Origin of the sequence: Mesorhizobium quangtriensis, assembly GCF_040081925.1 — a bacterium.
Lineage (GTDB): Bacteria > Pseudomonadota > Alphaproteobacteria > Rhizobiales > Rhizobiaceae > Mesorhizobium_K > Mesorhizobium_K quangtriensis.
Window position 1 is genome coordinate 802,411 of record NZ_JBEBMF010000002.1, and the last position, 25,413, is coordinate 827,823.

At 61.9% G+C, this 25,413-nt stretch carries 20 protein-coding genes and 1 tRNA gene; 8 read left to right on the forward strand and 13 right to left on the reverse strand.

The window, feature by feature from the left end:
* From ABMA32_RS12410 to ABMA32_RS12445, 8 genes are all read left to right on the forward strand, one after another.
* Complete coding sequence (locus ABMA32_RS12410) at positions 1 to 1,041, forward strand: putative B6 ABC transporter substrate-binding protein (RefSeq protein ID WP_349014071.1); 1,041 nt, start codon at positions 1 to 3, stop codon at positions 1,039 to 1,041.
* 66 nt (positions 1,042 to 1,107) lie between these two features.
* Entirely contained in the window at positions 1,108 to 2,685 is a 1,578-nt protein-coding gene (locus ABMA32_RS12415) for a putative B6 ABC transporter ATP-binding protein (RefSeq protein ID WP_349014072.1), read from the forward strand.
* A complete protein-coding gene (locus ABMA32_RS12420; RefSeq protein ID WP_349014073.1) occupies positions 2,682 to 3,770 on the forward strand; it encodes a putative B6 ABC transporter permease subunit 2 in 1,089 nt (362 codons plus the stop codon). Before ABMA32_RS12415 ends, ABMA32_RS12420 begins: the two co-directional genes overlap by 4 nt.
* A gap of 17 nt (positions 3,771 to 3,787) precedes the next feature.
* A complete protein-coding gene (locus ABMA32_RS12425) occupies positions 3,788 to 4,720 on the forward strand; it encodes a putative B6 ABC transporter permease subunit 1 (RefSeq protein ID WP_349014074.1) in 933 nt (310 codons plus the stop codon).
* A 557-nt stretch (positions 4,721 to 5,277) separates the two neighbouring features.
* Entirely contained in the window at positions 5,278 to 6,285 is a 1,008-nt protein-coding gene (locus ABMA32_RS12430; RefSeq protein ID WP_349014075.1) for an NAD-dependent epimerase/dehydratase family protein, read from the forward strand.
* Complete coding sequence (locus ABMA32_RS12435) at positions 6,282 to 7,556, forward strand: glycosyltransferase family 2 protein (RefSeq protein WP_349014076.1); 1,275 nt, start codon at positions 6,282 to 6,284, stop codon at positions 7,554 to 7,556. Before ABMA32_RS12430 ends, ABMA32_RS12435 begins: the two co-directional genes overlap by 4 nt.
* A gap of 25 nt (positions 7,557 to 7,581) precedes the next feature.
* The gene (locus tag ABMA32_RS12440) at positions 7,582 to 10,389 is read left to right on the forward strand and encodes a DUF3131 domain-containing protein (RefSeq protein WP_349014077.1); all 2,808 of its coding nucleotides are present in this window, start codon (positions 7,582 to 7,584) and stop codon (positions 10,387 to 10,389) included.
* Positions 10,390 to 10,469: 80 nt separating this feature from the next.
* Complete coding sequence (locus tag ABMA32_RS12445) at positions 10,470 to 11,816, forward strand: nucleotide sugar dehydrogenase (protein WP_349014078.1); 1,347 nt, start codon at positions 10,470 to 10,472, stop codon at positions 11,814 to 11,816.
* Positions 11,817 to 11,818: 2 nt separating this feature from the next.
* Here the strand turns inward: ABMA32_RS12445 and ABMA32_RS12450 are convergent, their stop codons facing one another.
* The 13 genes from ABMA32_RS12450 to ABMA32_RS12510 form a co-directional block, all read right to left on the reverse strand.
* Positions 11,819 to 12,877: an endo-1,4-beta-xylanase gene (locus ABMA32_RS12450; RefSeq protein ID WP_349014079.1), complete on the reverse strand. Its 1,059-nt coding sequence runs from the start codon at positions 12,875 to 12,877 to the stop codon at positions 11,819 to 11,821.
* 302 nt (positions 12,878 to 13,179) lie between these two features.
* On the reverse strand, positions 13,180 to 14,259 hold the full coding sequence (locus ABMA32_RS12455) for an ABC transporter ATP-binding protein (RefSeq protein ID WP_349014080.1): 1,080 nt from the start codon (positions 14,257 to 14,259) through the stop codon (positions 13,180 to 13,182).
* 5 nt (positions 14,260 to 14,264) lie between these two features.
* Entirely contained in the window at positions 14,265 to 15,092 is an 828-nt protein-coding gene (locus tag ABMA32_RS12460) for a carbohydrate ABC transporter permease (RefSeq protein ID WP_349014081.1), read from the reverse strand.
* A complete protein-coding gene (locus ABMA32_RS12465) occupies positions 15,089 to 15,961 on the reverse strand; it encodes a carbohydrate ABC transporter permease (RefSeq protein WP_349014082.1) in 873 nt (290 codons plus the stop codon). The genes ABMA32_RS12460 and ABMA32_RS12465 overlap by 4 nt, the downstream gene beginning before the upstream one ends.
* Positions 15,962 to 16,020: 59 nt before the next feature.
* Positions 16,021 to 17,304, reverse strand: a complete 1,284-nt coding sequence (locus ABMA32_RS12470; RefSeq protein ID WP_349014083.1) for an ABC transporter substrate-binding protein — start codon at positions 17,302 to 17,304, stop codon at positions 16,021 to 16,023.
* A 43-nt stretch (positions 17,305 to 17,347) separates the two neighbouring features.
* A complete protein-coding gene (locus tag ABMA32_RS12475) occupies positions 17,348 to 18,085 on the reverse strand; it encodes an SIS domain-containing protein (protein WP_349014084.1) in 738 nt (245 codons plus the stop codon).
* A complete protein-coding gene (locus ABMA32_RS12480; RefSeq protein ID WP_349014085.1) occupies positions 18,082 to 18,828 on the reverse strand; it encodes a GntR family transcriptional regulator in 747 nt (248 codons plus the stop codon). The genes ABMA32_RS12475 and ABMA32_RS12480 overlap by 4 nt, the downstream gene beginning before the upstream one ends.
* 53 nt (positions 18,829 to 18,881) lie before the next feature.
* On the reverse strand, positions 18,882 to 20,381 hold the full coding sequence (locus ABMA32_RS12485) for an FGGY-family carbohydrate kinase (protein WP_349014086.1): 1,500 nt from the start codon (positions 20,379 to 20,381) through the stop codon (positions 18,882 to 18,884).
* 169 nt (positions 20,382 to 20,550) lie between these two features.
* Positions 20,551 to 20,626, reverse strand: a tRNA-Ile gene (locus tag ABMA32_RS12490).
* Positions 20,627 to 20,737: 111 nt separating this feature from the next.
* Positions 20,738 to 21,685: an ABC transporter permease gene (locus ABMA32_RS12495; protein WP_349014087.1), complete on the reverse strand. Its 948-nt coding sequence runs from the start codon at positions 21,683 to 21,685 to the stop codon at positions 20,738 to 20,740.
* A gap of 1 nt (position 21,686) precedes the next feature.
* Positions 21,687 to 22,664 (reverse strand): ABC transporter permease, encoded by a 978-nt coding sequence (locus ABMA32_RS12500; protein WP_349014088.1) that lies wholly within the window; start codon positions 22,662 to 22,664, stop codon positions 21,687 to 21,689.
* The gene (locus tag ABMA32_RS12505; RefSeq protein ID WP_349014089.1) at positions 22,661 to 24,130 is read right to left on the reverse strand and encodes a sugar ABC transporter ATP-binding protein; all 1,470 of its coding nucleotides are present in this window, start codon (positions 24,128 to 24,130) and stop codon (positions 22,661 to 22,663) included. Before ABMA32_RS12505 ends, ABMA32_RS12500 begins: the two co-directional genes overlap by 4 nt.
* 37 nt (positions 24,131 to 24,167) lie before the next feature.
* Positions 24,168 to 25,184 carry an ABC transporter substrate-binding protein gene (locus ABMA32_RS12510; protein WP_349014090.1) on the reverse strand — a complete coding sequence of 339 codons (1,017 nt, stop codon included), beginning with the start codon at positions 25,182 to 25,184 and terminating at the stop codon, positions 24,168 to 24,170.
* Positions 25,185 to 25,413 lie beyond the last annotated feature (229 nt).

Sequence of the window (25,413 nt, forward strand, 5' to 3'; positions counted from 1 at the left end):
ATGAAGAACTGGATGATCGAGACGGTGAGCCGGACAGCGTTGGCGCTGGCGCTCATGGGAGGGCTTGGAACGGTGACTCTGCAGGCAGCGGAGGTGAAGTCCATCGCCATCCTCGCGCCCGAGCAGGGCACGGATATGGGCTGGAACCAGCAGGGTGTGGACGCCGCCAAGGCCGCCGGTGCGGCGACGGGAGTCGAGGTCGTTGTGGCCGAGAACCTCGGCTATGGCGACGTGCGTCCGACCTTGCGCGAGTTGGGTGAGGAAGGCGCCAGCCTCCTGATCGCGCACGCGAGCGGCTACAACACCGCAGCGCCTGAAATCGGCGCCGAACTGAACATCCCTGTCGCGATCGTCGACAGCCCCGACAAGCTGTCGGCCGGCAAGATTGCCGACTACACGGCGTCTGGCCACGATGGTGCATATCTCGCCGGCCGCCTCGCCGCCAAGATGAGCCGCACGAAGGTCGTCGGCATCGTCGTGTCGGGCGAGCCTCCGTCCTGGAACAACATGTCGGTTGCTTTCGCCGAAGGCGTGAAGGCCGAGAACCCGGCCGTGGAAGTTCGCTACGCGGTGATCGGCCCGGCTGCATATTCCGACGCGGCCGGCGGAAAGCGCGTGACCGAGACGGTCATTGCGTCCGGCGCGGACGTCATCTTCGGCCAGGGCAACGGATCCAGCTTCGGCATGCTTCAGGCTGTCGAAACAACCAAGGCCACTGACGGCGGCAAGGCCTACTTCATCGACGTCATCGGCGACAAGACCTCCATCGACAAGGGCCACCTGCTCTCGTCGGTGCTTTGGAACCTGACGCCGGTCTACACAGCGATGATCGACGACCTGAAGGCCGACAAGTTCGGGTCGCACAACTACGACATCAAGCTTTCCGACGACAGCCTGTCGCTCCTCAAGACCAAGAATATCCCGGACGACGTCTGGGCCCAGATTGAAGCGATCAAGGCCGACATCATCTCCGGCAAGATCGTGGTGGAACCCAAGTACGACGCCGAAAGCGTCCACAAACTGGTCAAGACCGTCCAGTAAGCTATCCCACAAAATTCACCCGCCGCGCCTTGTCGCGCGGCGGGCTGATTCATCCAGGACGTATTGATGCAGGCCCTCGATCAGGCTCCGGCAGGCTTTGCGACGACGCCTTCGGGCGCACCCGTCGTAGCGCTTCGCGACGTGACCAAGCGTTTTCCCGGCGTCGTTGCCAATGACGACGTCACGATCGAAATCCGGTCCGGCGAGGTTCATGTTCTCCTCGGCGAGAATGGCGCCGGAAAATCGACCTTGGTCGGCATGTTGTCGGGGCTTCAGCAGCCCGACGAAGGCCGCATCGAGATCGACGGCAAACCGTGCGTCGTCGCCTCCCCCAAGCAGGCGCTCGCCATGGGAATAGGCACGGTCTTCCAGCATTCCATGCTGGTGCCAAGCCTTACCGTCATAGACAATTTCGCGCTGGGTGGTCCGTGGTGGAAAAGACCCGACCGCTCCGGCATCGCCGCAGCCATTCGCGACGCCGCCAAACGGCTGGCGCTGCGCGTCGATCCCGATGCGCTGGTCAGCAGCCTTTCCCTTGGCGAACGGCAGCAGGTGGAAATCCTGCGTGCCCTGATGCGCGGCAGCCGCTGCCTGATCCTCGACGAGGCGACCGCCATGCTGACGCCCCATGAGGCGGTTGCGCTCGGCGAGTTGATGCGACGGCTGGTCGCTCAGGGAATCGCCGTCATCTTCATCACGCACAAGCTCAACGAAGCCATCGCCTATGGCGATCGGATTTCGGTCCTCAGGCTCGGACGCAAGGTCGGCGAGATCGACCCGGAAACGCTTCGCGGTGCGTCCGAAAGCGAGACCATCGAACGCATCATCGCTCTCATGTTCGGTACGTCCGGGAGTGGAGAGGGTTCACGCCGGGAACGCTCCCCCCGCGACCTCGGCGGAGTGGTCATCGACGTGAAGGGTCTCAGCTCCGACGCCGGCCGCATCCCCGTCCGCGATATCAGTTTTTCCGTCAGGGCCGGTGAAATCCTCGGCATTGCCGGTATCGACGGCAACGGTCAGAAGGAACTCGCCGAAGTCCTTGCCGGCCAGCTTCCATGCGACAGCGGCTCGATCCTCCTCTCCGGAAGCGAGATCGGCGGGGCTTCGGTCGGGGAACGCCGCAACAGCGGGCTGCGCTACGTCACGGACGACCGGCTTGGCGAGGGCACCGTCGGCACATTCCCGGTCGCGACGAATTTCCTGCTGAAGGACATCGGTTCGACGCCTTTCTGGCAATGGGGTATCGAACGCCCGCAGGAGATACGCCTCCAGGCCGAACGCCACGTGCGCGACTTCGACATCCGCACGCCGGGCACACAGACGCCCGTCGGCAAGCTCTCCGGCGGCAACATCCAGAAGGTGCTGCTGGCGCGCGAACTCACCGGCGCGGCCGAAGCCGTGATCTTCGCGAAACCCACCTATGGCCTCGACGTCAACAACATACGCGCCACGCGCAAGCGCATCCGTGAAGCCGCCGACAACGGCAAGGCGGTCGTGCTCATCTCGACCGATCTCGACGAATTGCTGGAACTGGCCGACCGCATCGCCGTGATGGATCGCGGCCGGCTGGTCGGCATTGTCGGCAACGACGACGACGCTCGCGACGCCATAGGCCGCCTCATGAGCACCGGAGGCGGGGAATGACCGAGCAACAGGTCATAGCGGCTGCGACGCAGAGCGGTGCGCAACGGGATGGTCTAGCGCGGTTTATGCGCGTTCTCGGGCTGGGCGTCGGGCCTCTCGTCGTCGCGCTGGTTCTGGGCGGACTCGTCCTTCTCATCATGGGATTCAATCCCGTGAGCTACTACGCCTATGTCGTGCAGCGCGCGATCTTTTCGCCGTCCGGCTTCGAGGCCACGCTGACCCGCATGGGGCCACTCCTGCTCATCGCGGCAAGCCTCATCGTGGCGTTCCGGGCCGGTATCTGGAACCTTGGCGGCGACGGGCAGTATCTGCTTGCCGCGGTCTTCGTGGCGGCGATCGTTCCCTTGACGCTGGGCGTCCTGCCGGTATGGGCCAATCTGCTGCTCGGGCTACTGATCGGCGCGGCTGTCGGCGCGCTCTGGGGTCTGCTACCGGCCATCCTGAAGGCGTGGCAGGGGCTGAACGAGATCATTACCACGCTGATGATGAGCTTTCTGGGCGTCTCGCTCGCCAATGTCCTCGTGAAGCTTGCCTTCCTCGATCCCGCCACGACAACGCCGCAGACGCGCACCCTGCCGGTCGAAGCGCGATTGCCGAGGCTGTTCGACACCTCGGTATCGTCCGGCCTGATCATCGGCCTTGTCGCGGTGATCGCGGTGCATCTCATCATGACCCGCACGTCGTTCGGCATGCGGCTAAGACTGGTCGGTGCCAACCCGCGCGCTGCCGTGCATGCGGGCCTGTCCGTTCCGACGCTCACCATCGCGGTCTTTGCGATTTCCGCCGCTCTGGCCGGCCTGTCAGGCGCGGTGGACATCCTCGGCACGCACGGTAACGTGCGCGCGGACTGGAACCCGGCCTACAGCCTGACTGTCGTGCCGCTAGTCTTTCTGGCGCGCCTCAATGGCTTCGGCTCCATCGCCTATGTGTTCCTGTTCTCCGCCCTGACCATCGGAGGGGAAAGCGCGGCGCGCCGGATCGGCGTCCCGAGCTTCTACTCTCTAGTGATCGTAGCCATCCTGCTGGTCACGCTGGGCCTCGCCGAATATCTCGACAAACGTCATCAGGAGCGCGCCCGGCGCTGACCGGCTGCGAAAAGCGCATGGCCCTGTTCACGCAAAGCTTCATCATCACCCTGTTTCTCGGGGCGATCGCGGCTGGGATCCCGTTGCTTCTTGCCGGCCTCGGCGAACAGTTGTCGGAGAAGACGGGTGTACTGAACATCGGCTTGGAAGGCATGATGCTTTTCGGTGCCTACACCGGCTTCCTCGTCGCCTGGTCCAGTGGCAGCCTTGCCTTGGGATTTGTTGCCGGTGCGGCGGGCGGAATGTTGGTCGCCGCGCTGATGGCTCTGCTTTGCGTACGGCTAGGGCTCAACCAGATCGTCATCGGCATCGCGCTGACGCTCGCGGCGGAAGGATTGACCGCGCTCCTTCATTTCGTCCAATTCTCACGGACCTACCCGCGCCTGGACGGCGTCCCGACATGGCCAATCTGGCCGTTGTCGGAAATCCCCTTCGTAGGGCCAATCCTGTTCGACAACAACGTTGTCTTCTATCTCGCTATCGTCCTCGTCGCCGTCTTCGCATGGGTCTACCGGCAGACAAATCTGGGCATCGCGCTGCAGGCCGCGGGCGACAAACCTGCGGCGCTCGATGCCGCCGGCGTCGATGTAACGAACACCCGAACGACGGCTGTCCTCGTGACGGGCGCGCTTGCGGGACTTGGCGGCGCCTACATGTCGATCGTAGTCGCCGGCGTGTTCGTTCCTTTCATGACACACGGCAACGGCTTCATCGCTATCGTGCTCGCAATGCTGGCGCGCGGCCGCCCACTATGGGTCCTCGGCGGAGCGTTGCTTTTCGGTGGATCGCTGTCGATGACGACGGCGCTTCAGGTCGCCGGAGTCGACATACCGACGGACGTCATCCAGATGCTGCCATTTGCCATGGTGATGATCGTGCTGCTGGTCGCAGGCCGAAAGGCCGCCCTGCCCCAGGCGCTTGGCGAAAGCTTCGTCCGCGGCTCACGATAGCTTCACTCACCAAAGTTCCAGAGGCGAACTCTATTCCGGCAACTTTCGCATTCGGTGTCGTCTCGGCCGTCGAGTTCTACGCTGCAAGCACGGTACGCACACAGTTCGCGGCGGCCGCTAGGGTATTCGATACCTACGACGCTCTCGTCATGCCCAGCGCGCAGCTTTTCCCTTTCGACATCGAACTGCACTGGCCGCAGACGGTAGCCGGCCGTCAAATGACGGCGTTGCTCGTGATCTCGAACTGGACTGGAACACCCGTCTTGCGCCGGAGCACAGTTCGGTAGTTTTGCACCTAGGAGCATCACACGGCCGACTAACCGGGCTGACTGGAGTGGTGTTCGAAGGGCCCAAGCCATTGCCCCAGCTGCTGAATTGCCACCGGAGCGGGCGCAACCCGTTTGGCGTGAAATTAACCATGCATTAACTCTAAAGTTGCAGCGCTGTGGAAAATATTGCTTCCTGTATGCGGGGCGAAGGTCCGCAGTACGCGGCCTTCCAAAATGAGTGGGTGAGTAATGCGTAACCGTGTAACGCCGCGTGCGGAGCGTTGCCTGGTGGCCGGGGGCGCCGGCTTCATTGGCAGCAACTTGATAAGAGCCCTGCTTTCCAAGGGCATGATCGTAGACTGCGTGGACGACCTTACAACCGGACGTCAAAGCAACATCGCCGAGTTCAGGCGTAATCCCGCTTTCCGCTTCATCAAGCTTGATGTGGCGAACGCGCAAGGGTGTTCCCGCCTGCTGCGCAGGCACTATTCCCAAGTCTATCATCTCGCCTGTCCGACTGGTGTGCCGAATATCGAAATCCTCGGCGAGGAGATGCTGTTGTCTTCCTCGACGGGCACCTACAACCTCCTGAAGGTGGCACGGCGAAGCGGCGCGCAGTTCCTGTTCACCAGCACGGCCGAGGCCTACGGCGATCCGGAGATCTTTCCGCAGGCGGAATCCTACGCGGGCAATGTCGACCCCGTTGGCCCCCGCAGTGCGTATGAAGAGGCAAAGCGCTTCGGCGAGGCGATGACCCGATACTACGGCCGCAAGCACGGCTTAGACGTCCGGATCGTGCGCATCTTCAACACCTATGGCCCGGGGATGTCGCCCAACGACCAGCGCGTCATACCGCAGATGATCGGCAACCTGATCAATGGCGAACCTGTCCCGATCTATGGCGATGGTTCGCAGACGCGCACGTTCCTGCACGTCAATGATCTCGTCGCCGGCCTGCAGACGGTCATGGAGCGTGGCACGAACGGCGAAGTCTACAACATCGGTGGCAGCAAGCAGATCACCATCAAGGCGCTGTTCGATGCGGTCAAGAAAGCGACGGGTCTCAGTGGTACCGCGGCGTTCCAGGACCACTTCATCTCCGACCATCGGGGACGCTGGCCAGACACCTCAAAGGTCGAAAAGCTTGGCTGGCGGCAGAAGATTAGCCTGGATCAGGGCCTGCGGGAAATCCATGCGGAATTCCTGTCGACGATGGAGCTACGGCGCCGTGTCGAGAAAGGCGTCGTCGCCTCGCTCGGCAAATCCCGCAACCAGAGTACTCTGGCGCGTCCATGAACCTCCATCTCGAAAGCAGCTGGTGGCTTCTGCCACCGCTGATGGCTTTTCTCGGCGTCAGCATCACGTTCTGGTGCATTGTCGGCCTTTGCCGCTTTTGCTGGGAGCACCTCCTGTCGCCGCGATCCCGTGCCGCCTCGATGACAGTCGAGGACGTCGCGGTCGTTATCCCGGCGCACAATGAGGAGGTTGCACTTCCCAAGTGCCTCGCGGCTCTGACCGCCATCGTTCCGGCCTCGCAGATACATGTCGCTAGCGACGGATCGAAGGACCGGACCGTGGAAATTGCCCGCGCGGCAGGTTGCAAGGTGCTGGACATCCAGCCGAACGGCGGAAAGGCAAAGGCCCTGGCAACCGCTATCGAGGCGTTCGAACTCTGTGACAGATACAAGGCGGTGCTGATCCAGGACGCCGATTCCGAAATCGATCCAGATTATCTGTACTACGCGCTTCCACTTTTTGAAGATCCACGCAATGTCGTGGTCGCCGGTCATGTCCTTTCACGCTGGCGCAAGCAGTTCTGGCCAAGCCTCGACATGCTTTATGCAGCCTATCGGACCAGGCTCTACCGTCTGCTGCAGTACGCCTTCCAATATGGACAGACATGGCGATTCACGAATGTCAGCTATATCGCGCCTGGCTTCGCCAGCATGTATCGCGCCTCCGTCCTGAAACACATCGATGTCACCGCGCCGGGCCTGGTGATCGAGGATTTCAACATGACCTTCGAGGTGCAGCGCAAGAGGCTTGGGCGGGTTGCCTACACGCCAGCGGCGCGGTGTTCCTCCGAGGATCCCTTCACGCTCAACGACTACCGGAAGCAGGTTCAGCGCTGGTATCTTGGATTCTGGCAGACGGTCCGCCGGCACGGGATATGGCCGGGCATGTTCTGGCTATCGCTTAGCGCGCTTCTGATCGAACTGCTGACGGTGTCGGCCCTCGTACTGGCGCTTCCGGTTCTAGTGATCCTGCATTTCGCAATCGACCTGAATATGCCTGCGTTCTCCATCACCGGCATGTATATCGAGATGACGTCGCCGTTGCAGCTTGCCGCCCTTTTCCTGGCCACCGATTACGCGCTTACAATCGTGGTCAGCGTAATCGAGCGACGTCCGAGCATGCTGGTCTACGGCCTGCTGTTCCCGTTGGTGCGGGTGCTCGATGCAGCGCTTTTTTGGCGTGCCCTGACCCTGTCATTCGTTGCCAAGTCGGATGGTCGTTGGGTCAGCCCGCAGCGATATCAAGGCAACTTAACACCGGCCGGCGCATAGCCGGCCACAGCGATCGGAGCTTGTCATGAATCTTACCCGACGCAGTTTACTCCTGGGTGCCCTCGGCGTTTCGGCCGTCCCTCTCCTAGGGGCGGCGGCCGCACGCGCAAGTAATCTCGCTTGCCCGCTGTTGCTGATGGTCAACGGTCTCGAACCCTCGACCGATCCGATCAGGGTAGAGACGCTGGCCGCGCCGTTCCAGATTCGTGGGATTGCGGTAACACTGACCATCGCACCCTACGACGGTGATGGGACGCCTCTCGACTACGATTCCGAGATGGCGCAACACCTCAGGTCTCTGATCCGGGAAAATCGCACGGACCTCGAAATCGGGCTCCACGTCGACACGCTCGGATCTGAGGACCCATACTTCCAACTGCGGGAGATAAGCACTGCGCAGGCGCTGTTTTCGAAGGCCGTCAATGAGTACGAGCGATACAAATCGAAAGCTGTCGTAACGGCATACACGCTGACGACAACATCGCCGCTTCTGCAGGTTCAAGACGGAGCGTCGATGCGTGCTGCAGGCATCCGCTCGATCGTCCGTCTTCCGGCGGGCGGAAAGAACAAGGGTGACTTACATGCCGACGCGGGTGGCTACTGGGTCGCGGAGAACGGCCTCGTAAATATCATCGGGTTGCCGTCCAGCAGTGCCAGGTCAAATCCAAAGCGGGTGCCCGACCCGCGAAGCATTGCCAGCGGGGTCAAAAAGTTGACCGCGGCGTCGAACCCTATCGTCATCGACCTGCCATATGCGACGCTCGCAAATCTAAGCAATGGCGACCTTGCGAAATACGCGACGGATCTTGCCGATGCGCTCGTGCAACAAATTGAGTCGGATAAGGTGAGGTCGGTCATTCCGGTCGATCTCCACCGCGACAGCGTGCCCGACCGCCATCGCTATGTGGCGATTCGTGTCGACGATCTCCGAATCGACTCGAACACTGATCCCTTACAGATGGCATTCTCGGAAAATCTGCTTGGACAGGGCTATCCTGTTACCGAGGCCATAATTCCCGGACCCACAGGACAAGTGGTGACCGAGGACAAGGACGTGCTGGCCTATCTCCAGCGCATGCGGAAATTTCCGCGATATGATGTCGCTACCCATGGCTGGGCGCATACCTCGTCGGAGCTTGCCGGCAACACATTGGAAAAAAACCGGCTGCTGGTCCGCGATGGCGTCTTCGAACTGGCAAGCGCCACAGGCAGCGTCCCGGTTTCCTACATTCCGCCGAACAACGCGTTCGACGAAAACGCTCTGATTGCCCTTTCGGCCGTGGGCACTTCGATCATAAGCGCCGAGAAGGGAGACTTCCGCTGGTTCTCTGGCCTCGATGAGCGCGGCCTGCTGCATGCGTCAAACACCATAATGTTTGAAAAGTCGTGGGAAGGCGACTACCCCTACCACGACACCCAAACAGTTCTGGACATGATCGGAGACCGCAACGACGCTGTCTTCAGCATCCATGTGAATACTGCCAATACCCCGCAGAAGCAGCGTCAGATTCAAGATGTGCTTTCTGCCCTGTCACAATCCAAGGCGACGACGCTAGTCAATTTCGGCGAGTACCGTAAGGCGGTTCTGCCGCCTCTCGAAAGCTATGACCGCATTCGCAGCGCTCGGGCTAATGTGTCCATAAGCGATTGGCGGCCGCGCCGACTGGGAGATCGTGACAGGGACCAACTCCAGAAGGACGCGGAACTGGCATGGCGTTACTTCGATTGGGGAACGGCAACCTACAACGGCATCGCGCCCGGTACGTCGTGGATGGAAGGCGACCAGCAGCAGGGGTATCCCTTTGCCACCATGTGGGATGTCGCCAGCACGATCATGGCGACGGTCTCCGCGAAGCGCCTGGGGCTGATCGATGCAGCATCGATGGAAGAACGGTGCTCGCGCATCGTGGAATTCCTCGGCGAGCAAAATTTCCACTACGCCGGCGTCAACTTGCCACCTGCGGAACGCAGGCTGACCAAGCAGGCCGGTGAGCGCCAGGGCTTCGATTCGGCGGATACGGGCCGCCTGCTGATCGCGTTGAAAGTTCTCGACATCGAGACGAGCGGAAGCCTGCCGATCGACAAGCTCGTCGGTCGATGGGGTTTCCACAAGATCCTCGTAAACGGAGAAATGCATCTCGTAAGCGCGAGAGGGCGGCGCAGCTCGGTTCATGCGAACAGCTACGCCAACTACGCATCAAAGGGCTACCAGCTCTGGGGTTTCGAGACCGCACCTGTTTTCGGTGAGCGAAATCCACTCGACAACATGGACGATGCAATCACGGAACTCGGCGAGATTGCGGCGCGTGGTCGTATCGGGACCGAACCTCACCTGACCGAGGAGATCGAACTCGGTGGATCGGCACATGGCCGGTTCACCGCGGACATCCTCCTTGATGCCCAGATGCGCCGATATGCCGAGACCGGTGTTCTGACGGCTGTTTCTGAAGGGCCTGTGGATTTCGCTCCATACTTTACCTATCAGGGCTACCAGGTCACGCCTGCGGGCGGCGATTTCGTCGTCGATGCTCCCACGTCCAAGCAGGCTCACCAGGCGGCCCGGCGAGCAGAAGGACTGCGCATGGTCAGCAGCAAGGCTGCCTTCCTCTGGTACGCATGCCGGCCGGGTACGTACAGCCAGAAGCTCATCGACCATATTCGTGCTTCCGGAACGTTGCCCGGAATTGGCTTCTCCTCCGGGGTAGGGGAGATCAGCCAATCAGCCATCCGCATTGCGGACGTCAACACGAACGGAATCATCCTCGAAAGCATCTCCTACGTGCTTTCTGAGGAAACGCCGTTCCTCGGGTCGAACCCGACATCGGGGATTTGAACGCAGAAGCGGCATCGAGCCGCCAACCACCAAGCAGACGCCATTAACAACAAGCAAAGAGTACAGGGTAAGGAACGGAAATGTTGATCGCTGAACAGTCGCGAGCATCTTCACTTTTCTCCAGGCTGGAGACACGGACAGCAACGATAGGCATCGTCGGGATGGGGTATGTCGGCCTTCCCCTTGCGTCGACGGCGGCCCGCGCCGGATTCAAGGTGATAGGCTTTGATGTCGACAGGACCAAAGTAGAAAAGCTGAACGCAGGCCGGTCTTATATCGACGCAGTGCGTGATGACGCGCTGCAGAATCACATTGCGGAAGATCGCTTCCAGGCCACCTGTGACTTTGGGCTGTTCGAAGAGTGCGACGTGATTGCAATCTGTGTCCCGACGCCGCTGACCAAGCAGCGCGAGCCCGATCTTTCCTTCGTCGAGGACACGACAAGGGCAATCGCGACGCACCTGCGGAAGAACCAGTTGGTCGTTCTGGAATCGACGACCTATCCCGGGACGACTGACGAGATCATGAAGCCGATCCTCGAAGCCACCGGCCTGCGCTCCGGCCGCGATTTCTTCCTCGGCTATTCCCCCGAGCGGGAGGATCCGGGAAGTGCCGGATTCGAGACGTCAACCATTCCCAAGGTCGTTGCCGGCGACGGACCCGTCGCAGCCAAGCTTGTCGCTGAATTCTACGGCGCGATCGTCCAGACCGTCGTCCCGGTGTCGAGCATCAAGGTCGCCGAGGTCGTGAAGCTGACCGAGAACATCTTCAGGGCCGTCAACATCGCCTTGGTCAACGAACTCAAGGTGATCTACGACGCCATGGGTATCGATGTCTGGGAAGTGATTGACGCGGCGAAGACGAAGCCATTCGGCTATATGCCCTTCTATCCCGGCCCTGGCCTCGGCGGTCACTGCATCCCGATCGACCCGTTCTATCTCACCTGGAAGTCCCGTGAATTCGAGGTTTCGACCCGGTTCATCGAACTCGCCGGCGAGATCAACGTTTCGATGCCGCATTATGTTCTGGGCAAGTTGACGGATGCCCTCGACAAGCGCCTCGGGTTGCCACTTAGCCAGGCGTCCATCCTCGTTGTCGGCGTCGCCTACAAGAAGAACGTGTCCGATGTGCGTGAAAGCCCGGCGCTCAAGCTTATCGAACTGCTGGAGACCCGAGCCGCCGACATCGCCTACCACGACCCGCACGTGGCCCGCATTCCGAAGACCCGAAAGCACCAGACGCTGGCGGGCAAGGACTGCATCCGTCTGTCGCGTGACTCGATTGCGGCCTATGACGCGGTTGTCATCGTGACCGACCACGACGATGTCGACTATGGCCTGCTCGCGAACCACTCGCGACTGATCATCGACACGCGCAATGCCATGCAGCGTGCCAACATCGTCTGCGACAGGGTCGTGAAGGCGTAAGCCTAGGATGTCCGGGAGGGCGCTGCCGACAGCGCCCTTACCACGGCATGGAAGGCGGGCTTCGGCTGGTTCTCCGCATCGAACAGAGCGGGACGGGCAGCGCCTGTCCCTGCCTTTCGCTTCTCTGTGGTGTAACCCTGCACCACCCAGTTGTCGAAGTCCGATATGCCCCAGAACACCAGGCGCTTCACTGCCCGGTGGGCAAGCACCGGGGTCAGGAACTCCTCGTAATATTCGGCGACGAGGCGATCTCTCTCGGCGATGTCTCGCGGCAGGGTCGAGTCGTTTACGTCGAGTTCCGATATGTAGACGTCGAGTCCGAGGTCGGCGATTGCATTGATCATGTCCAAGGTGGCTCGGGGCGACGCGCGATGTACCGTCGAGAGATGCGCCTGGATGCCCACGGCATGGACCGGACTTCCCATGCGCTTGAGGTCGCGCAGCAGGCGGGTCATGTTTGCCTGCTTCGACCGGCACCAGTCCATCGCGCATTCCAGATTGTATTCGTTGAGCGCCAGCCTCGCACGCGGCGCCGCCTCATGGGTCGTGCGCAGACAGAAATCAATGAACTGGAGTCCGTATCGCTGGATTAGCGGTTCATCGCGAAACGGTTGGTTCTCCTCCACGATCTCGTTGAATACATCCCAGGAGACTGCCTTCGGATAGTGCCGGACAACCTCCCGGATAAACTCGCCATAAGTGGCACTCGCTTCCTGGAAGTCGCCGCTCTCGGCCCAGCGTATCGGCTCCTCGTGCCAGAACAGTGTGTGTCCATGGAAAGCCATGCGATTTTTCGCTGCGAAAGCATAGATCGAATCGCAGGGGCCGAAATTGTATGGCGAGTTCTTGTGTGGCTTCAGAAAACGCGGCTTCAATTGCCACTGCGGTACGATGAGATCGCTGTGGTAGGCGAGAAGCCGGCGGTAGGCGGGATCGGCATTGTCGGTATAGGCAGTGCCGATCTCCAGGCCTCTTTTTTTCCCGAGCGTCTTCAGCGCCGGTAGGTCTCCCCCGCTGGGTCCGCCCGTCTTCAGTGTATCGTCCAGCGATGACTTCGACATGCACGCGGACAGTCCCAGCGCGGCAGAGCCAAGAAGGAGATTTCTACGAGAATGCATGTGGACATCTGAACCGGAATTGCCTTTCCGCATAGCCCTGTTCTTCAGTAGAGGCGTTACGGGTGGTCTCGGCGGCCGCCCGCGGGTCAACATATTGGAGTCATCCAGAAATGAAAAGTTGTACCGCGTTCAGGACAACTGGCCTGCGGAAGAAACCTCGACCGTCAGTCGGCAGTTAGAAAGGTACCTGCAGGTCAATTCGGTTCGCGCATTGGCGGACGACACCGCGTGTTCTCCAACGCTCGCTACAGGCGCTTGCCGTCGTTCCCGAACAGCAGAACCCTTTCCGCGTCGAATGCAAACGTGCGAGATTGGCCGACGTGGTGCGCGCGCGGATTCCGGCTTTCGACTGTGATGGTCGATCCGTCGGCCAGCATTGCATGGACATAGGAGATTCCACCGAGGCGCTCCACCACGCTCACCGTACCGCTTAGCGATCCCGCACCACTCTCCGCGAAATGCTCTGGCCTGACGCCAAGCGTCACGTCCTCGCCAGCCGCGGGGGCCGCGTCTCGCAGCCGGACCGCGATCTCCTTCAACCCAAGCGCCTCGGCGCTGACGAATGCGAAATCGCCTTCCGTTCGGACCACATAAGCGTTCACGAAATTCATGCGCGGCGAGCCGATGAAACCGGCGACGAACGTGTTGTCCGGATTTTCGTAGAGGTCGAGTGGAGAACCGACCTGCTCGATTCTCCCGGCGCGCAGCACCACGATACGGCTCGCCAGCGTCATGGCCTCGACCTGATCGTGGGTTACATAGACCATGGTCGATTTGAGCTCCTGGTGCAGCCGCGCGATCTCGAGCCGCATCTGTATCCGCAGTTCGGCGTCCAGGTTGGACAAGGGCTCGTCGAACAGGAACACTTCAGGTTGCCGCACGATCGCACGGCCGATTGCGACGCGCTGGCGCTGGCCGCCCGAGAGTTCGCGAGGCTTGCGCTGGAGGTAGGGTTCGAGATGCAGCACCTTGGCTGCCTCGGCGACCTTGCGGTCGATTTCGTCCTGGGGAAGTCCCGCCATTTCGAGCGGGAAGCCGATATTGGTGGCAACAGTCATGTGCGGATAAAGCGCGTATGTCTGGAACACCATGGCTATTCCGCGCTTCGCCGGGTCGACATGCGTCACGTCCTTGCCGCCGATTTCGATGCGGCCTTCGCTGACGGTTTCCAGGCCCGCGATCATGCGCAGCAATGTCGACTTCCCGCAGCCGGAAGGCCCGACAAAAACGAGGAATTCGCCGTTCTCGACCGACAGGTCTACGCCGGTGACGACTTCCACCTCGCCGAAGCGCTTCTTTACCGATTTCAGCGACAATCCGGCCATGGGTTCTACTTCACTGCGCCTTCCGTCAGGCCGGAGACGAACCAGCGGCCTACGAAGGCAAAGAGGATGACGACGGGGATGGTGGCGGCCGTTGCGCCTGCGAGCAACAGCCCCCAGTCGATCTGGTACTGACCGATAATGCCGGCGAAGCCGACGGGGACCGTGCGCCGCACATCCGAGACGATCAACACCGAGGCAAACAGGTATTCGGTCCACGACGCGATGAAGGTGAAGATGGCGACGCTGGCGATGCCGGGCGCGATCAGCGGCGCCATGATGCGCAGCAAGATCACGCGGGCCGGCGCGCCGTCTATGATTGCGGCCTCCTCGATCTCCTTCGGCACGGTCGAGAGGAAGGACCGCATCATCCAGATCGAGAACGGCAGGGCGAAAGCGACATTGACGATGACGAGGCTGGTGCGCGTATCGATAAGTCCCACCTTGGCGAACAAGCCATAGATCGGGATCAGCACGACGATGGTCGGAAACGCGTAAGCCAGCAGGATCAGCCGATAGAGCGTGTCGCGTCCGGGAAAGCGCATGCGGAAGAACGCATAGGCAGCTGGCAGGGCGAGCGCGACGGTGATGACAGTCGAGAACAGCGCGACGCCGATGCTGTTGACGAGATAGGCAGGAAAATCGGTCGACTGAAAGAGCTTCTCGAAATGTTGCGTCGTGAAGCTCTGCGGGAACATGGTCGGCACGCGAGCGATGATCTCGCGCGGGACCTTGATCGAGCCGGTGACGACCCACCAGAACGGCATGCCTATGATCAGGAAAACAAGCAGAAGCCCTGAATAGAGCGCCAGAGACTGGGGCAAGGTGCGTTTCATCTCGCCTCCTCGCTTGCCGTCATCGCCCGTGTCGCAAGCAGCGCGAACGCCATCAGCAATATGCTTGTCAGGACGGAAATCGTCGCGGCCTCGCTCAACCTGTAGCCTTTGAAGGCGGTTTCATAGATCAGCACGGGAAGCGTCTGCGTCGCCTGGCTCGGGCCTCCGGCGGTCAAGAGCCAGATAACGTCGAAGACATTGAACGACAGGAGTGTTCCGACGATGCCGAGCACCAGCAGCGTGGGCTGCAGCAGCGGCCACGTGATACGCGTGAAGCGCTTCATCGCACTGGCGCCGTCTATGCGCGCGGCTTCGTAGAGGTCGCCGGGGATACGTGTCAGCCCGGCCAGCATCATCAGCGCGGTGAAAGGAAACCAGCGCCACGAATTGATCATCACCAGCGTCGCCATGGCGCTTTCGCGTGTGGCGAAGAAACCAACCGGCCGATCGATCACTCCGGCCTGGATGAGCAGCGGATTGACCATGCCGCCGGAACTAGAAAGCAGCCAGCGCCAGATGATGACGACGACCACCGTGGGCACGATCCAGGTAAGGATGATCCATGTGCGGGCTATGCGGACGCCGGGAAATTTCTGGTTGAGGAGCAATGCGACGCCAAGCGCCATGAACGTCTGCACCACAGCGTTTGCGACCACCCACAACGCGCTGCGGCCGAACGAATTCCAGAAGCCCGCGCTGCCGATCACCTTGGCGTAATTGTCGAGACCGACCCAACTACCGGTCGTGCCGATAACGCCGACATTCTGGAAACTCAGAACCACGGCTTCCAGCAGCGGCCAGCCAAGCACTGCCGCCAGGAACAGCAGCGCCGGAGTGACGAAAAGAAAGGCGAGACGCGGGTTGGTCATGGAACGGAACGATGATCGCACACACTGGGCGTGCGATCATCGGTCTCTTTGCGCTGGCGTTACTTGCCTGCGATCTCGCTCATCCTGGCCTGTCCGAACTTTGCGGCTTCGGCAGCGCTCTGGCCGTCGACGACCATCTTCTGCAGCGACTCCGCAATCACGTTCTGGCCCGAGATCGCACCGATGGACGGGAAGACCTTACCGGTCGTGAAGCCGAACAGCTTGCCGTTCTGCGAGTTGGCGATCATCGTCTCGACCTGGCTCTTGTACTTGGTCACGACCTTGTCGCTCCAGAAGCTTTCCGCCTTTGCGCCGTCATTGGTGACAGGCAGGAACAGGCCGGGCTCCATGGTCAGGAAGCGGCCATAGTTGGCCGGCTCAAGCAGCCAGGCAAGGAATACCTTGGCGCCGGCTTGCTTTGCCTCGTCCTTGGTTGTCAGCATGATCGCGTTCGAATAGGAGATCGTGCCCGATTTCGACTGGTCGTCGGAATGCGGCACCGGAGCTACGCCCAGATCGGCTGCGTCGGCTTCGGCCTGAGTCTCATAGGTGTTGATGACGCTGAACTGCAGGATCGTACCGCACGAAGCCGATGCAAAGCACGCTTCCGCCTCGCCCCAGGTCCAGCTTGTCGAGTCCGGCGGCGACAGCTTCTGGAGATCTCCATAGGCCTGCAACGAGGCCACGGTCTCAGGGGTGTCGAACGAGATCGAGCCGTCCTCCTTGTAGATGTCGGCCGCGCCGCCATTGACCATCAGCGCATAGACTGTCTGGTCGGTGTAGAGCTGCTTGTTGGCAGGCAGGCCCACCCCGTATCTGCCGTCCGTCGACAGCTTCTCTGCTACAGCTTTCCACTCCGTCCAGGTCTTCGGCACCTCTACGCCCGCCGCCTTGAGCGCGCTGTTCCGGAACCACATGGAAATGGCCATGTTGTAAGCCGGGATCGCCCAGGTGTGGCCGTCATACTGGTATGGCGCGATGGTCGCGGGGACGAAGCCGTGCTTGGCTTCAAGATCCTTCGCCAGATCGTCGACCGGCACGACGGCGTCGATGCCCTTGATGACCGTGGTGAAGTCCGGGATCGCGAACAGCATGTCGGGACCGGTGCCCGCGGCGAACGCTGCCGGTGCCTTGGCGTAGATTTCGCCCCAGCTCTGCGGCTCCTGCTTCACCTGCACGTCCGGATGAGCCTTGTTGAATTCATCGAGCAGTTCCTGCATGCGCTGAACGCGATGGGGCGGCTGTTCCATGTGCCAAAGCGTAAGCGAAACCGGCTCCGCAAAGGCAGTCGAACCCATCAGGATCGAGGCGAGGCCTGCGATGGTAAGAAGTCTGGCTTTCATTTTCATGCTCCCTGTTGTCCGCGGTTCCTGCGCGGAGATTTCGCTAGAGGTGTGGGTTGCGCGGCCGGTAGTGCTTGATGAGTTGCGCGTTGTTCTCGGCCGAGCCTGGCATATTGGCGCTGAGATAGATGGGCGCGCCTTTTCCTGAGTTCTGGAGCCGGGTAGCGGCCTCCGCGAGCACCGCGTTCATCAACGCCGCACCAATAGAGGTCGAGACCGGTCCCACCTTCAGATCGCTGTTGGGGACTGCCACCGTCGCGTCACCCGAAGGCGCGCCATTGTCGAGCACGATATCCGCGACGTCGGCAAGCCGCGTCCGCCCTTTGGCAGCTTCGCGGGAATAGATTTCGGATGTGATGGCGACGACCTTCGCACCACGTGCCTTGCCGATCTTCGCGGCTTCCACGGGTACCGCGTTGACGCCGCTGTTCGAGATGACGAACAGAACGTCGTTCGGCCCGATCGGATAGCGATCGAGGATCGGTTCGATCACGCCTGCCATCCGCTCGAACGCTGTGCTGGCGATCGCTCCTTCATGCAGCATCGTCGCAGTGGCGAGAACGGGAACCGTGAGAGCCAGTCCGCCCGCGCGATAGTGCGCTTCCTCGGCGATCATATGGCTGTGTCCGGTGCCGAAGATATAGACCAGACCGTCCGTTGCCGAGGTCTCTTCTATCGCCGTCGCGGCCGCATCGATCGCCTGCGCGTTCGCATCGAACAGAGCGGCGATGCGCGCCGCCAGTCCGGCCAGATAGTCCCTTGCCGTCGAAGCCTCGGTCATTTGTTTCCTGCCACGGTCAGCCTGACGCGCATGGTGAAGCTGTCTGCACGATAAACCGACCGCACATATTCGATCGGTCGACCACTGCTCTCGAAGGTACGCCGTGTGAATTTCAGCACTGGCGAGGTCGCTGGGATGCGCAGGGCCGATGTAGCCGCAGCGTCGGCGAGATCGGCGCGCACGGTTTCCTCGGCCTCCGTGGGGATGAAACCATATTCCTCCCGCAGCACGCGATAGAGCGAATCCTTGGAGAAATCGCTCCTGTCGAGAAGGCCAGGCGCCATCGCCAGCGGGATTTCGGTACGCTCGATCGCCAATGGCTCGCCATCGAGCAGACGCACGCGGACCAGCCGGTGCACCCGCGTATGTTCGGCGATTTCGAGGGCGCGGGCGACTTCTTCGTCCGCCACGCCAGTGCCCGCGTCGAGGACAACGCTCGTGACCTTGCGGCCCTCGCGCTGCATTTCCTCTGTAAAGCCGTGAAGGGTTCGCGATTCCTTTTCGATCAGCGGGTGCGCGACGAAGACACCACGCCCCACGCGCGTCTCGACAAGCCCACGCCGCTCAAGCGACTTCAGCGCCTGCCTCGCCGTCATGCGGCTTGCGCCAAGCTCGTCCGCGATCTGTCGCTCGGATGGAAGGCGATCCCCGCCCTGCAGCTTGCCCGAACCGATCTGATCCTCCAGCCGGCGCGCTATGCGCTGGTAGATCGGACCGTCGTCAAGCGCCGCGTCGGTATTCATCAGGCGGTATATCCCACTGCTATCAGTGGTATGTACCACGCCATCATGCGCCGTCAAACGGATTCGCGAAGCGTCTTGTCCCTATGCAGCGAGTAAGCGTCGAACGCCCGATCCCATTCGGCCAGCATGTCGGGGTCGGGCACTTGCCGTCGCGCGATCTTGCGCGTCGAAATCGAGGCTTCGCGCACCGACGGGAAGAGACCGATGGCCGTAGCGGCCAGCAGTGCTGCACCGCGTGCGCCGAACTCGGTCCCCTCGGGGACGGCGACGGGCTTGCCCAGCGCGTCGGCCAGCATTTGCGTCCAGGCGCGGCTGTTTGAGCCGCCACCGGTAAGCAGGATATCGCCACTCACTTCCGGAAGATGCTGCATCAGGTCGCGCACCGCGAGCACGACGCCTTCATAGACGGCGCGCATCAGGTGCTGCCGTCCGTGGCGCGGCGTCAGGCCGAAAAAACCAGCCCTTGCCTGCTGGTTGAACACCGGGGCGATGATGCCGCTTTCAGAGAGGTAGGGAAGATAGACGACGCCGTCCGAGCCGACCGGAACGCTGGAGATCATGTCGTCCAGCCCCTGGAAAAACGAGGCATCGCGGGCCGTCTCACCGAGTATCGTACTTATGGCCCAGTCGAGGTTCAACGTGCCCGCAACGTTCACCATCGATCGGAACCACGCGCTGTCGGGCAAGGTGAAGAGGAGGCCGAGGTCCGGCGGTGTGAACACGGGCTCGTCCGACACGACGCCGGCAATGCAGGTTGTCCCGAGGATGACGAGCGCCGTCCCAGCCTGCAGAGCACTCGCCCCGACGACCGTCGATGGCACGTCGCCCGCGCCGACAGCTACCGGCGTCCCTTCGGCAAGACCGAGTTCCGCCGCCGCAGTTCGCGTCAACTTTCCCGCAAGGGCCTCTGAATCGAAGGCGGGCGGAAACTTGCTCGCGACATCGGTCAGACCGAACAATTCCATCATGGCGGCACTGCGCCCACGTTCCCTGGCGTCTCCGGGCGCGACCGCCGCCTCGGTCCGATCGGCAGCCGCCTTCCCGGTCAGCTTCATGCGCAGGAAATCCTTGTAGCTGAAGATGTGCGCGGCGGCGGCGAAGACCTCGGGCTCGTTATGGCGAAGCCACGCCGCAACGGGCAGCGTGCAGCCCTGCTGCATCACGCAACCGTCCTCGCGAAAGATTCGCCTATAGAAATCCGGATCCTCGGCCAGCCGCGAGTCGAGTATCTCCTGCGAACGGCTGTCTTCCCAATTGATGCCCGGCCTGAGCGCGCAACCTTCCTCATCCACCAGCCAGGCTCCGACCATGGCGGCAGAGATGCCAATTGCCGCGATCTCGCCTGGAGCTATGCCCGTCTGCCGCAACACCCCTGCGACTGCGGATTTCATGGCCGCCCAAGCTTGATCGGGATCGACTTCGCACCATCCGGTGCGGGGCCGGCGGATCTCCACGGGTTGCGTGCAACGTCCGAGTTCACGGCTCTGCGGATCGAAGAGAGCGGCCTTGGTCAGCGTTGAACCGGCATCAATGCCGAGGAGGATTGGAGGCATTCGGGTATCCCACTTGGAATTCCCCAATGGCCCAAAGACCGTCTGCACTTCAAGTCGCGGCGACTATTATATTGCGGCCGCTGTCGCGCCGGACGCGGAAGGAGAACTAAAGGGTTAGGAAAAACCAAATGGGCTAACCTATGGCTACCCTATTGATTTCACTAGACGTTGGTGGGCCCGGAGGGACTCGAACCCCCAACCAAGCGGTTATGAGCCGCCGGCTCTAACCATTGAGCTACAGGCCCCACGCGGGCTGATTAGTGGCTTTTGATCCGCGGCACAAGTCACGCTTCCGCAATTGCTGGCCTTGCATGGGAATTGATCCGGACACACGCGTCGTCAGGCGGAACCACCACCTACCGCAGAGCCTTGTCGCCGCCGGCCGCGGTGATGACGCCGACGATGATGAGGCCGGTGAGCAGCAGCCTTACACCGGCGCTGACGCCGAAGGTGTTCAGCATGGTGAGAAGCAGCACGAGGAAAAGTGACGCGCCCCAGATACCGGGCACGTTAGCCTTGCCGCCGGCCACCGAGGTGCCGCCTATAACCACGACGGCGATGGAGGAAAGCAAATATTCGTTGCCGATGTCAACATTGGCGCCGCGGAAATAACCGGCGAGCAGCGCACCGTTCAGGCCGCCCAGCGTGCCGCAGAGCGTGTAGGTCACGAAGCGTATCCAGCCAACGCTGACGCCGGCCAGCCACGCGGCGCGGAGGTTCTGTCCGATGGCGAGCACCGAGCGGCCGTAGATCATGCGATTGAGCGCGATCGCAGCACCTATGGTGAACAGCACGGTCAGCATCGCCATCACGGGAATGCCGAAGAACTGGACGTTGGTGAAATCGGCAAAACCCGGGGGTGGCTTGATCTGGAGCCCGCGCCCGAAGGCGATGTCGATCGAATGTATGATGAAGCTCGCCGACAAAGTGGCGATGATGGGCGGAATGCGCAGCGCCCAGATCAGCAGGTAGTTGGACGCGCCAACCGCTGCGCCGGATGCCAGTGCCGCGAGCAGGCCGAGTGCGATCCGCGAATCCTGGCCGTTCATGACGGTCATGGCGACCGCGCTGGCAAGCCCGATATTGGCCGGCAAGGACAGGTCGACATTGCCGGGGCCAAGGGTGATGACAAACATCTGGCCAACGCCGACGATGACCATGAAGACGGCGAGCGACAGGGCCGCGGTCAGCATGCCCCCGCCCCCGACGCCACCAGTGAAGGTGATTGTCGCAAGCCATACGACGAAAGCGCCGACGAAGGACCATATCCACGGCGTGGAGAAGAGCGCGCGCGCCTGCGTCATCTCAGCGTTCCCTTCGGCTGATGAGAACACGCGCAGCCAACACGACGATCAGGATAATGCCGTTGGCGGCGACCTGCCAGTCGGGCGGTATCTTCATGAAGGTCAGCAACGGCGAGGCTGCGAGCGCCAGCGTCAGCGCGCCAAGCACCGCGCCGATGGGCGAGACGCGGCCGCCGACGAACTCGCCGCCGCCCAGTATGACACCGGCGATCGCAAGCAGAGTGTAGCCATTGCCGATATTGGCGTCGCCCGCCGTAGTGATGCCAACCAGCGTCATGCCTGACAGCACGCCGAACAGGCCCGCCAGCGCAAACAGCGTCATCTTGACCCGCAGGATCGACCAGCCGGCGCGGCCGAGCGCTACCGGGTTGCCGCCGGAGCCGCGCAGGATGGCGCCGTAGGACGTGCGCATCAGTCCGAAATGCACGACCAGGGCTATGACCACAGCGGCGACGATCGGGAACGGCACGAGGGGCGGCTTGAAGCTGACGATGGCCGAAAGCCAGTCGGGCGCCTTTCCGCCTGGCGTCGGCAGGGTGAGGATGGCCAGTCCCTGCCAGACGAAACTCATGCCGAGCGTCACCACGATCGACGGCAGGTTGCGTAGGTGGATCAGCGCGCCAAGCAAAGCGTAGACGCCGATGGAGCCGAGAAGGATCAGCACGCCGACCAGCGGCGCATCGCGCAGCCATGTCGCAGTGATGCAGGCGACGAAGCCGACGAAGGTGCCGATCGACAGGTCGAGTTCGTTGCTGGCGATGACGAACATCTGCGCGATGGTGGCGAGCGCGATCGGGATCGCCAGATTGAGCATCAGGTTGAAGCCGAAATAGCTGATCGCGCGCGGGTTCAGCCAGGCGATGGCGATCACCACGAGCGCAAGCGAAAGCGCCGGCAGCATGGCGCGCAACATGCGCGCGCGGGCGGCAGAACCGGGGCGCACCGGCGTGCGTTCGATAGCGGCGGAGGCGGCGCTCATGACGCCTCGCTGAAGGAGGACTGGATCACTTTTTCTTCCGTCACTTCGCCACGGTTCAGGCTGGCGACAATGACGCCGCCGCGGAACACGTAGACGCGGTCGCAGTGTTCGAGTTCGTCGGTCTCGGTCGTGTACCAGAGGAAGGTGCGACCGCCCTTCGCTTCCTCGCGGATCAGGTCGTAGACTTCCAGCTTGGTGCCGATATCGACGCCGCGCATCGGGTCGTCCATCAGGATGATCTTCGCGTCGGAGCCAAGCGCGCGGGCAAAGAGCGCCTTCTGCTGGTTGCCGCCTGAGAGCGAGAGGATGTTGCTGTCCATGTCCGGCGTGCGAATGCCGATCTTCTGCTTCCAGGTTTCTGCCATCTCGTCCTCCTTGCGGGGGGAAATCAGCAGCCCGTTGCGAAGCCTTGCCAGCGATCGGACGCCGATGTTTTTCGCAATCGACCACTGCGCGAAGATGCCGTCGGTCTGGCGGTCACCGGCGACGAGCGCAACGGGCGCGGAGGCCTCGACATCCGGCTTGCCACCACGCGCTGCGTCGAACACGGCAAGCAGGAGATCCGTCTGGCCATGGCCGGCGAGCCCGGCAAGGCCGATGATCTCGCCTTCATGCGCCTTCAGTTCCGCGCCGTCGGACTGCCGGACAGGCCGCGCGCGGACGCGCAGGGGTCCAGCCTGCCGGGCGAGAATTTCGGCCGGCGTGGCGGGTTTTTCGCGATGGTCCGCGCCACCCATGGTCGACACGAGCCGTTCGCGATCGAAGGACGAGGCTGCGTCGGTCGCCACCACCTTTCCGTCGCGCATGACGACGATGCGGTCAGCGTTTTCGAGGATTTCGCCGAGCAGATGCGAAATCAGGATGCAGCTTTTCCCCGAAGCCACAAAGCGCCTGACGAAGGCCAGCAATTGCCCCGCGGTATGTGCGTCGAGCGAAGAGGTCGGCTCGTCGAGGATGACGAGGTCGAGAGGGTCGTCGGTGACGGTGAAGGCGCGCGCCACCTCAACCATCTGGCGCTTGCCGATGGACAGGTCACTGACGATGTCCCAGGGGTCTATACCGTGGCCAGGGAAAATCTCGTCAAGCTTCGCCTTGATCAGCGCCGCCGACCGCTTGCGCCATCCAAATCCCCTGATCGCAGGATGATTGACGCGGGTGTTCTCGGCAACGCTGAGATTGGGGCAGAGCGAAAGTTCCTGGAACACGCATCGTATGCCGAGCCGCTTGGCGCGGATGACGGAGTAGCTTTCCTCGACCGTTCCGCGAACGGCAATGCGCCCACGACCGGGCTCCAGCGTGCCGGCCAGCGTATGCATCAGCGTGGACTTGCCGGCGCCGTTGTGGCCGACAAGACCTATACATTCGCCGGCATCGACATGGAAGTCCACGCCATCAAGGGCGCGGACGGCGCCGAAATGCTTTTCGACGCCGTCCAGCCTGACAATGTTTTCGCGGGCACCGGACATCAGAATCCGACGCCCGCGAAGGTTACGCCATGCACGATCATTTCTTGATGTTGGCCTCGATGGCCTTGATCGCGTCTTCCTTGGTGTATTCGGCGCTCGCCACGCCGCCGACCTCGATGTTCGGCAGAGCCGCCTCGAAATCGTCCTGCGTGAAGGCCAGGTACGGCACCAGCATGTCGTGGGGCACGTCGGTGCGACCGTCGAGCACCTGCTGGGCAACCCAGAAGGCAAGCGACGAGACGCCCGGCGCGATGGAAGCCGACCATGTCTTGTAGCCGTCCTTTTCCTTCTGCTCCTTCCACCAGGCCAACTCGTCCTGACGGTTGCCCATGATGATGGTCGGACGCGGCTTGCCGGCTGCGGCAAAGGCCTGGGCCGTGCCGTAGCCGTCACCGCCCTGCGTCACCACCGCGACGATGTCCGGCAAGGATGGCAGGACCGTCGCGACGGCCTTCTGGGCGGTCGTCTGGTCCCAGTTGCCGGTCACGGAGTTCACGATCTTGAACTGCGGGTTTGCCTCCACGCCGGCGAGGATGCCCCTGTGGATCTCCTCATCGATCGAGGTGCCGGCCAGGCCGCGGATTTCGAGCAGGTTTCCTCCCTCCGGGTGGAGCGCCTTCAACTGCTCGATCTGCTGCTTGCCCATGTCGAAGAAGTCGACGACGACGCGGTATGCGCAAGGCTCGGTAACGAGACCATCGAAGGAGACCACGACGATGCCGGCGTCGCAGGCCTGCTTGACGGCGCCGTTCAGCGCGTCAGGCGAGGATGCGTTGATGACGATGGCGTCGTAGCCCTGAAGGATCAGGTTCTGGATCTGCGCAGCCTGCGTCGGCACTTCCTGGTCAGCGGTGGTGAACACGTCGGACGCGGCCACCTCGCCATCGGCCACTGCCTTCTTGGTCACGGCGTCGTAGCTTTTCAGCATGGCCTGACGCCATGAATTGCCAGCGTAGTTGTTGGAGAATGCGATCTTCTTGTCGCTGGTGTCGGCCAGCGCGGTGCCGGATGCGAGCATCGCAGCAAGTGTACCCAATACGAACAGCTTCTTCATTCCACTCCTCCCGTATGAACTCACAAAAACCACGTCGGCACCTCCTGCCGACGTTCTTCGCGGATGGCCGCATGCGGTGCGGACATCCGGAGTCCGTTCTACATTCGCGCGTGCCCAAAGCAAGTGCAAGTCTGACAAATCAGACAAACACATTCTCGCGATTGGGCCAGGGAGGGAAGGTCCTGTTGGGCTTCAACCCTGCGACGCGCGGGGGGGGGGGGGGGAAGCG

What these genes read in the sequence shown, in the direction of transcription:
- ABMA32_RS12460 (WP_349014081.1), bottom strand. Translation starts at nt 15,092, where the DNA reads ATGAAACGCACCTTGCCCCAGTCTCTGGCGCTCTATTCAGGGCTTCTG.
- ABMA32_RS12415 (WP_349014072.1), top strand. Translation starts at nt 1,108, where the DNA reads ATGCAGGCCCTCGATCAGGCTCCGGCAGGCTTTGCGACGACGCCTTCG.
- ABMA32_RS12475 (WP_349014084.1), bottom strand. Translation starts at nt 18,085, where the DNA reads ATGACCGAGGCTTCGACGGCAAGGGACTATCTGGCCGGACTGGCGGCG.
- ABMA32_RS12495 (WP_349014087.1), bottom strand. Translation starts at nt 21,685, where the DNA reads ATGACGCAGGCGCGCGCGCTCTTCTCCACGCCGTGGATATGGTCCTTC.
- ABMA32_RS12465 (WP_349014082.1), bottom strand. Translation starts at nt 15,961, where the DNA reads ATGACCAACCCGCGTCTCGCCTTTCTTTTCGTCACTCCGGCGCTGCTG.
- ABMA32_RS12455 (WP_349014080.1), bottom strand. Translation starts at nt 14,259, where the DNA reads ATGGCCGGATTGTCGCTGAAATCGGTAAAGAAGCGCTTCGGCGAGGTG.
- ABMA32_RS12410 (WP_349014071.1), top strand. Translation starts at nt 1, where the DNA reads ATGAAGAACTGGATGATCGAGACGGTGAGCCGGACAGCGTTGGCGCTG.
- ABMA32_RS12420 (WP_349014073.1), top strand. Translation starts at nt 2,682, where the DNA reads ATGACCGAGCAACAGGTCATAGCGGCTGCGACGCAGAGCGGTGCGCAA.
- ABMA32_RS12435 (WP_349014076.1), top strand. Translation starts at nt 6,282, where the DNA reads ATGAACCTCCATCTCGAAAGCAGCTGGTGGCTTCTGCCACCGCTGATG.
- ABMA32_RS12480 (WP_349014085.1), bottom strand. Translation starts at nt 18,828, where the DNA reads ATGAATACCGACGCGGCGCTTGACGACGGTCCGATCTACCAGCGCATA.
- ABMA32_RS12425 (WP_349014074.1), top strand. Translation starts at nt 3,788, where the DNA reads ATGGCCCTGTTCACGCAAAGCTTCATCATCACCCTGTTTCTCGGGGCG.
- ABMA32_RS12510 (WP_349014090.1), bottom strand. Translation starts at nt 25,184, where the DNA reads ATGAAGAAGCTGTTCGTATTGGGTACACTTGCTGCGATGCTCGCATCC.
- ABMA32_RS12485 (WP_349014086.1), bottom strand. Translation starts at nt 20,381, where the DNA reads ATGCCTCCAATCCTCCTCGGCATTGATGCCGGTTCAACGCTGACCAAG.
- ABMA32_RS12470 (WP_349014083.1), bottom strand. Translation starts at nt 17,304, where the DNA reads ATGAAAGCCAGACTTCTTACCATCGCAGGCCTCGCCTCGATCCTGATG.
- ABMA32_RS12445 (WP_349014078.1), top strand. Translation starts at nt 10,470, where the DNA reads ATGTTGATCGCTGAACAGTCGCGAGCATCTTCACTTTTCTCCAGGCTG.
- ABMA32_RS12505 (WP_349014089.1), bottom strand. Translation starts at nt 24,130, where the DNA reads ATGTCCGGTGCCCGCGAAAACATTGTCAGGCTGGACGGCGTCGAAAAG.
- ABMA32_RS12500 (WP_349014088.1), bottom strand. Translation starts at nt 22,664, where the DNA reads ATGAGCGCCGCCTCCGCCGCTATCGAACGCACGCCGGTGCGCCCCGGT.
- ABMA32_RS12440 (WP_349014077.1), top strand. Translation starts at nt 7,582, where the DNA reads ATGAATCTTACCCGACGCAGTTTACTCCTGGGTGCCCTCGGCGTTTCG.
- ABMA32_RS12450 (WP_349014079.1), bottom strand. Translation starts at nt 12,877, where the DNA reads ATGTCGAAGTCATCGCTGGACGATACACTGAAGACGGGCGGACCCAGC.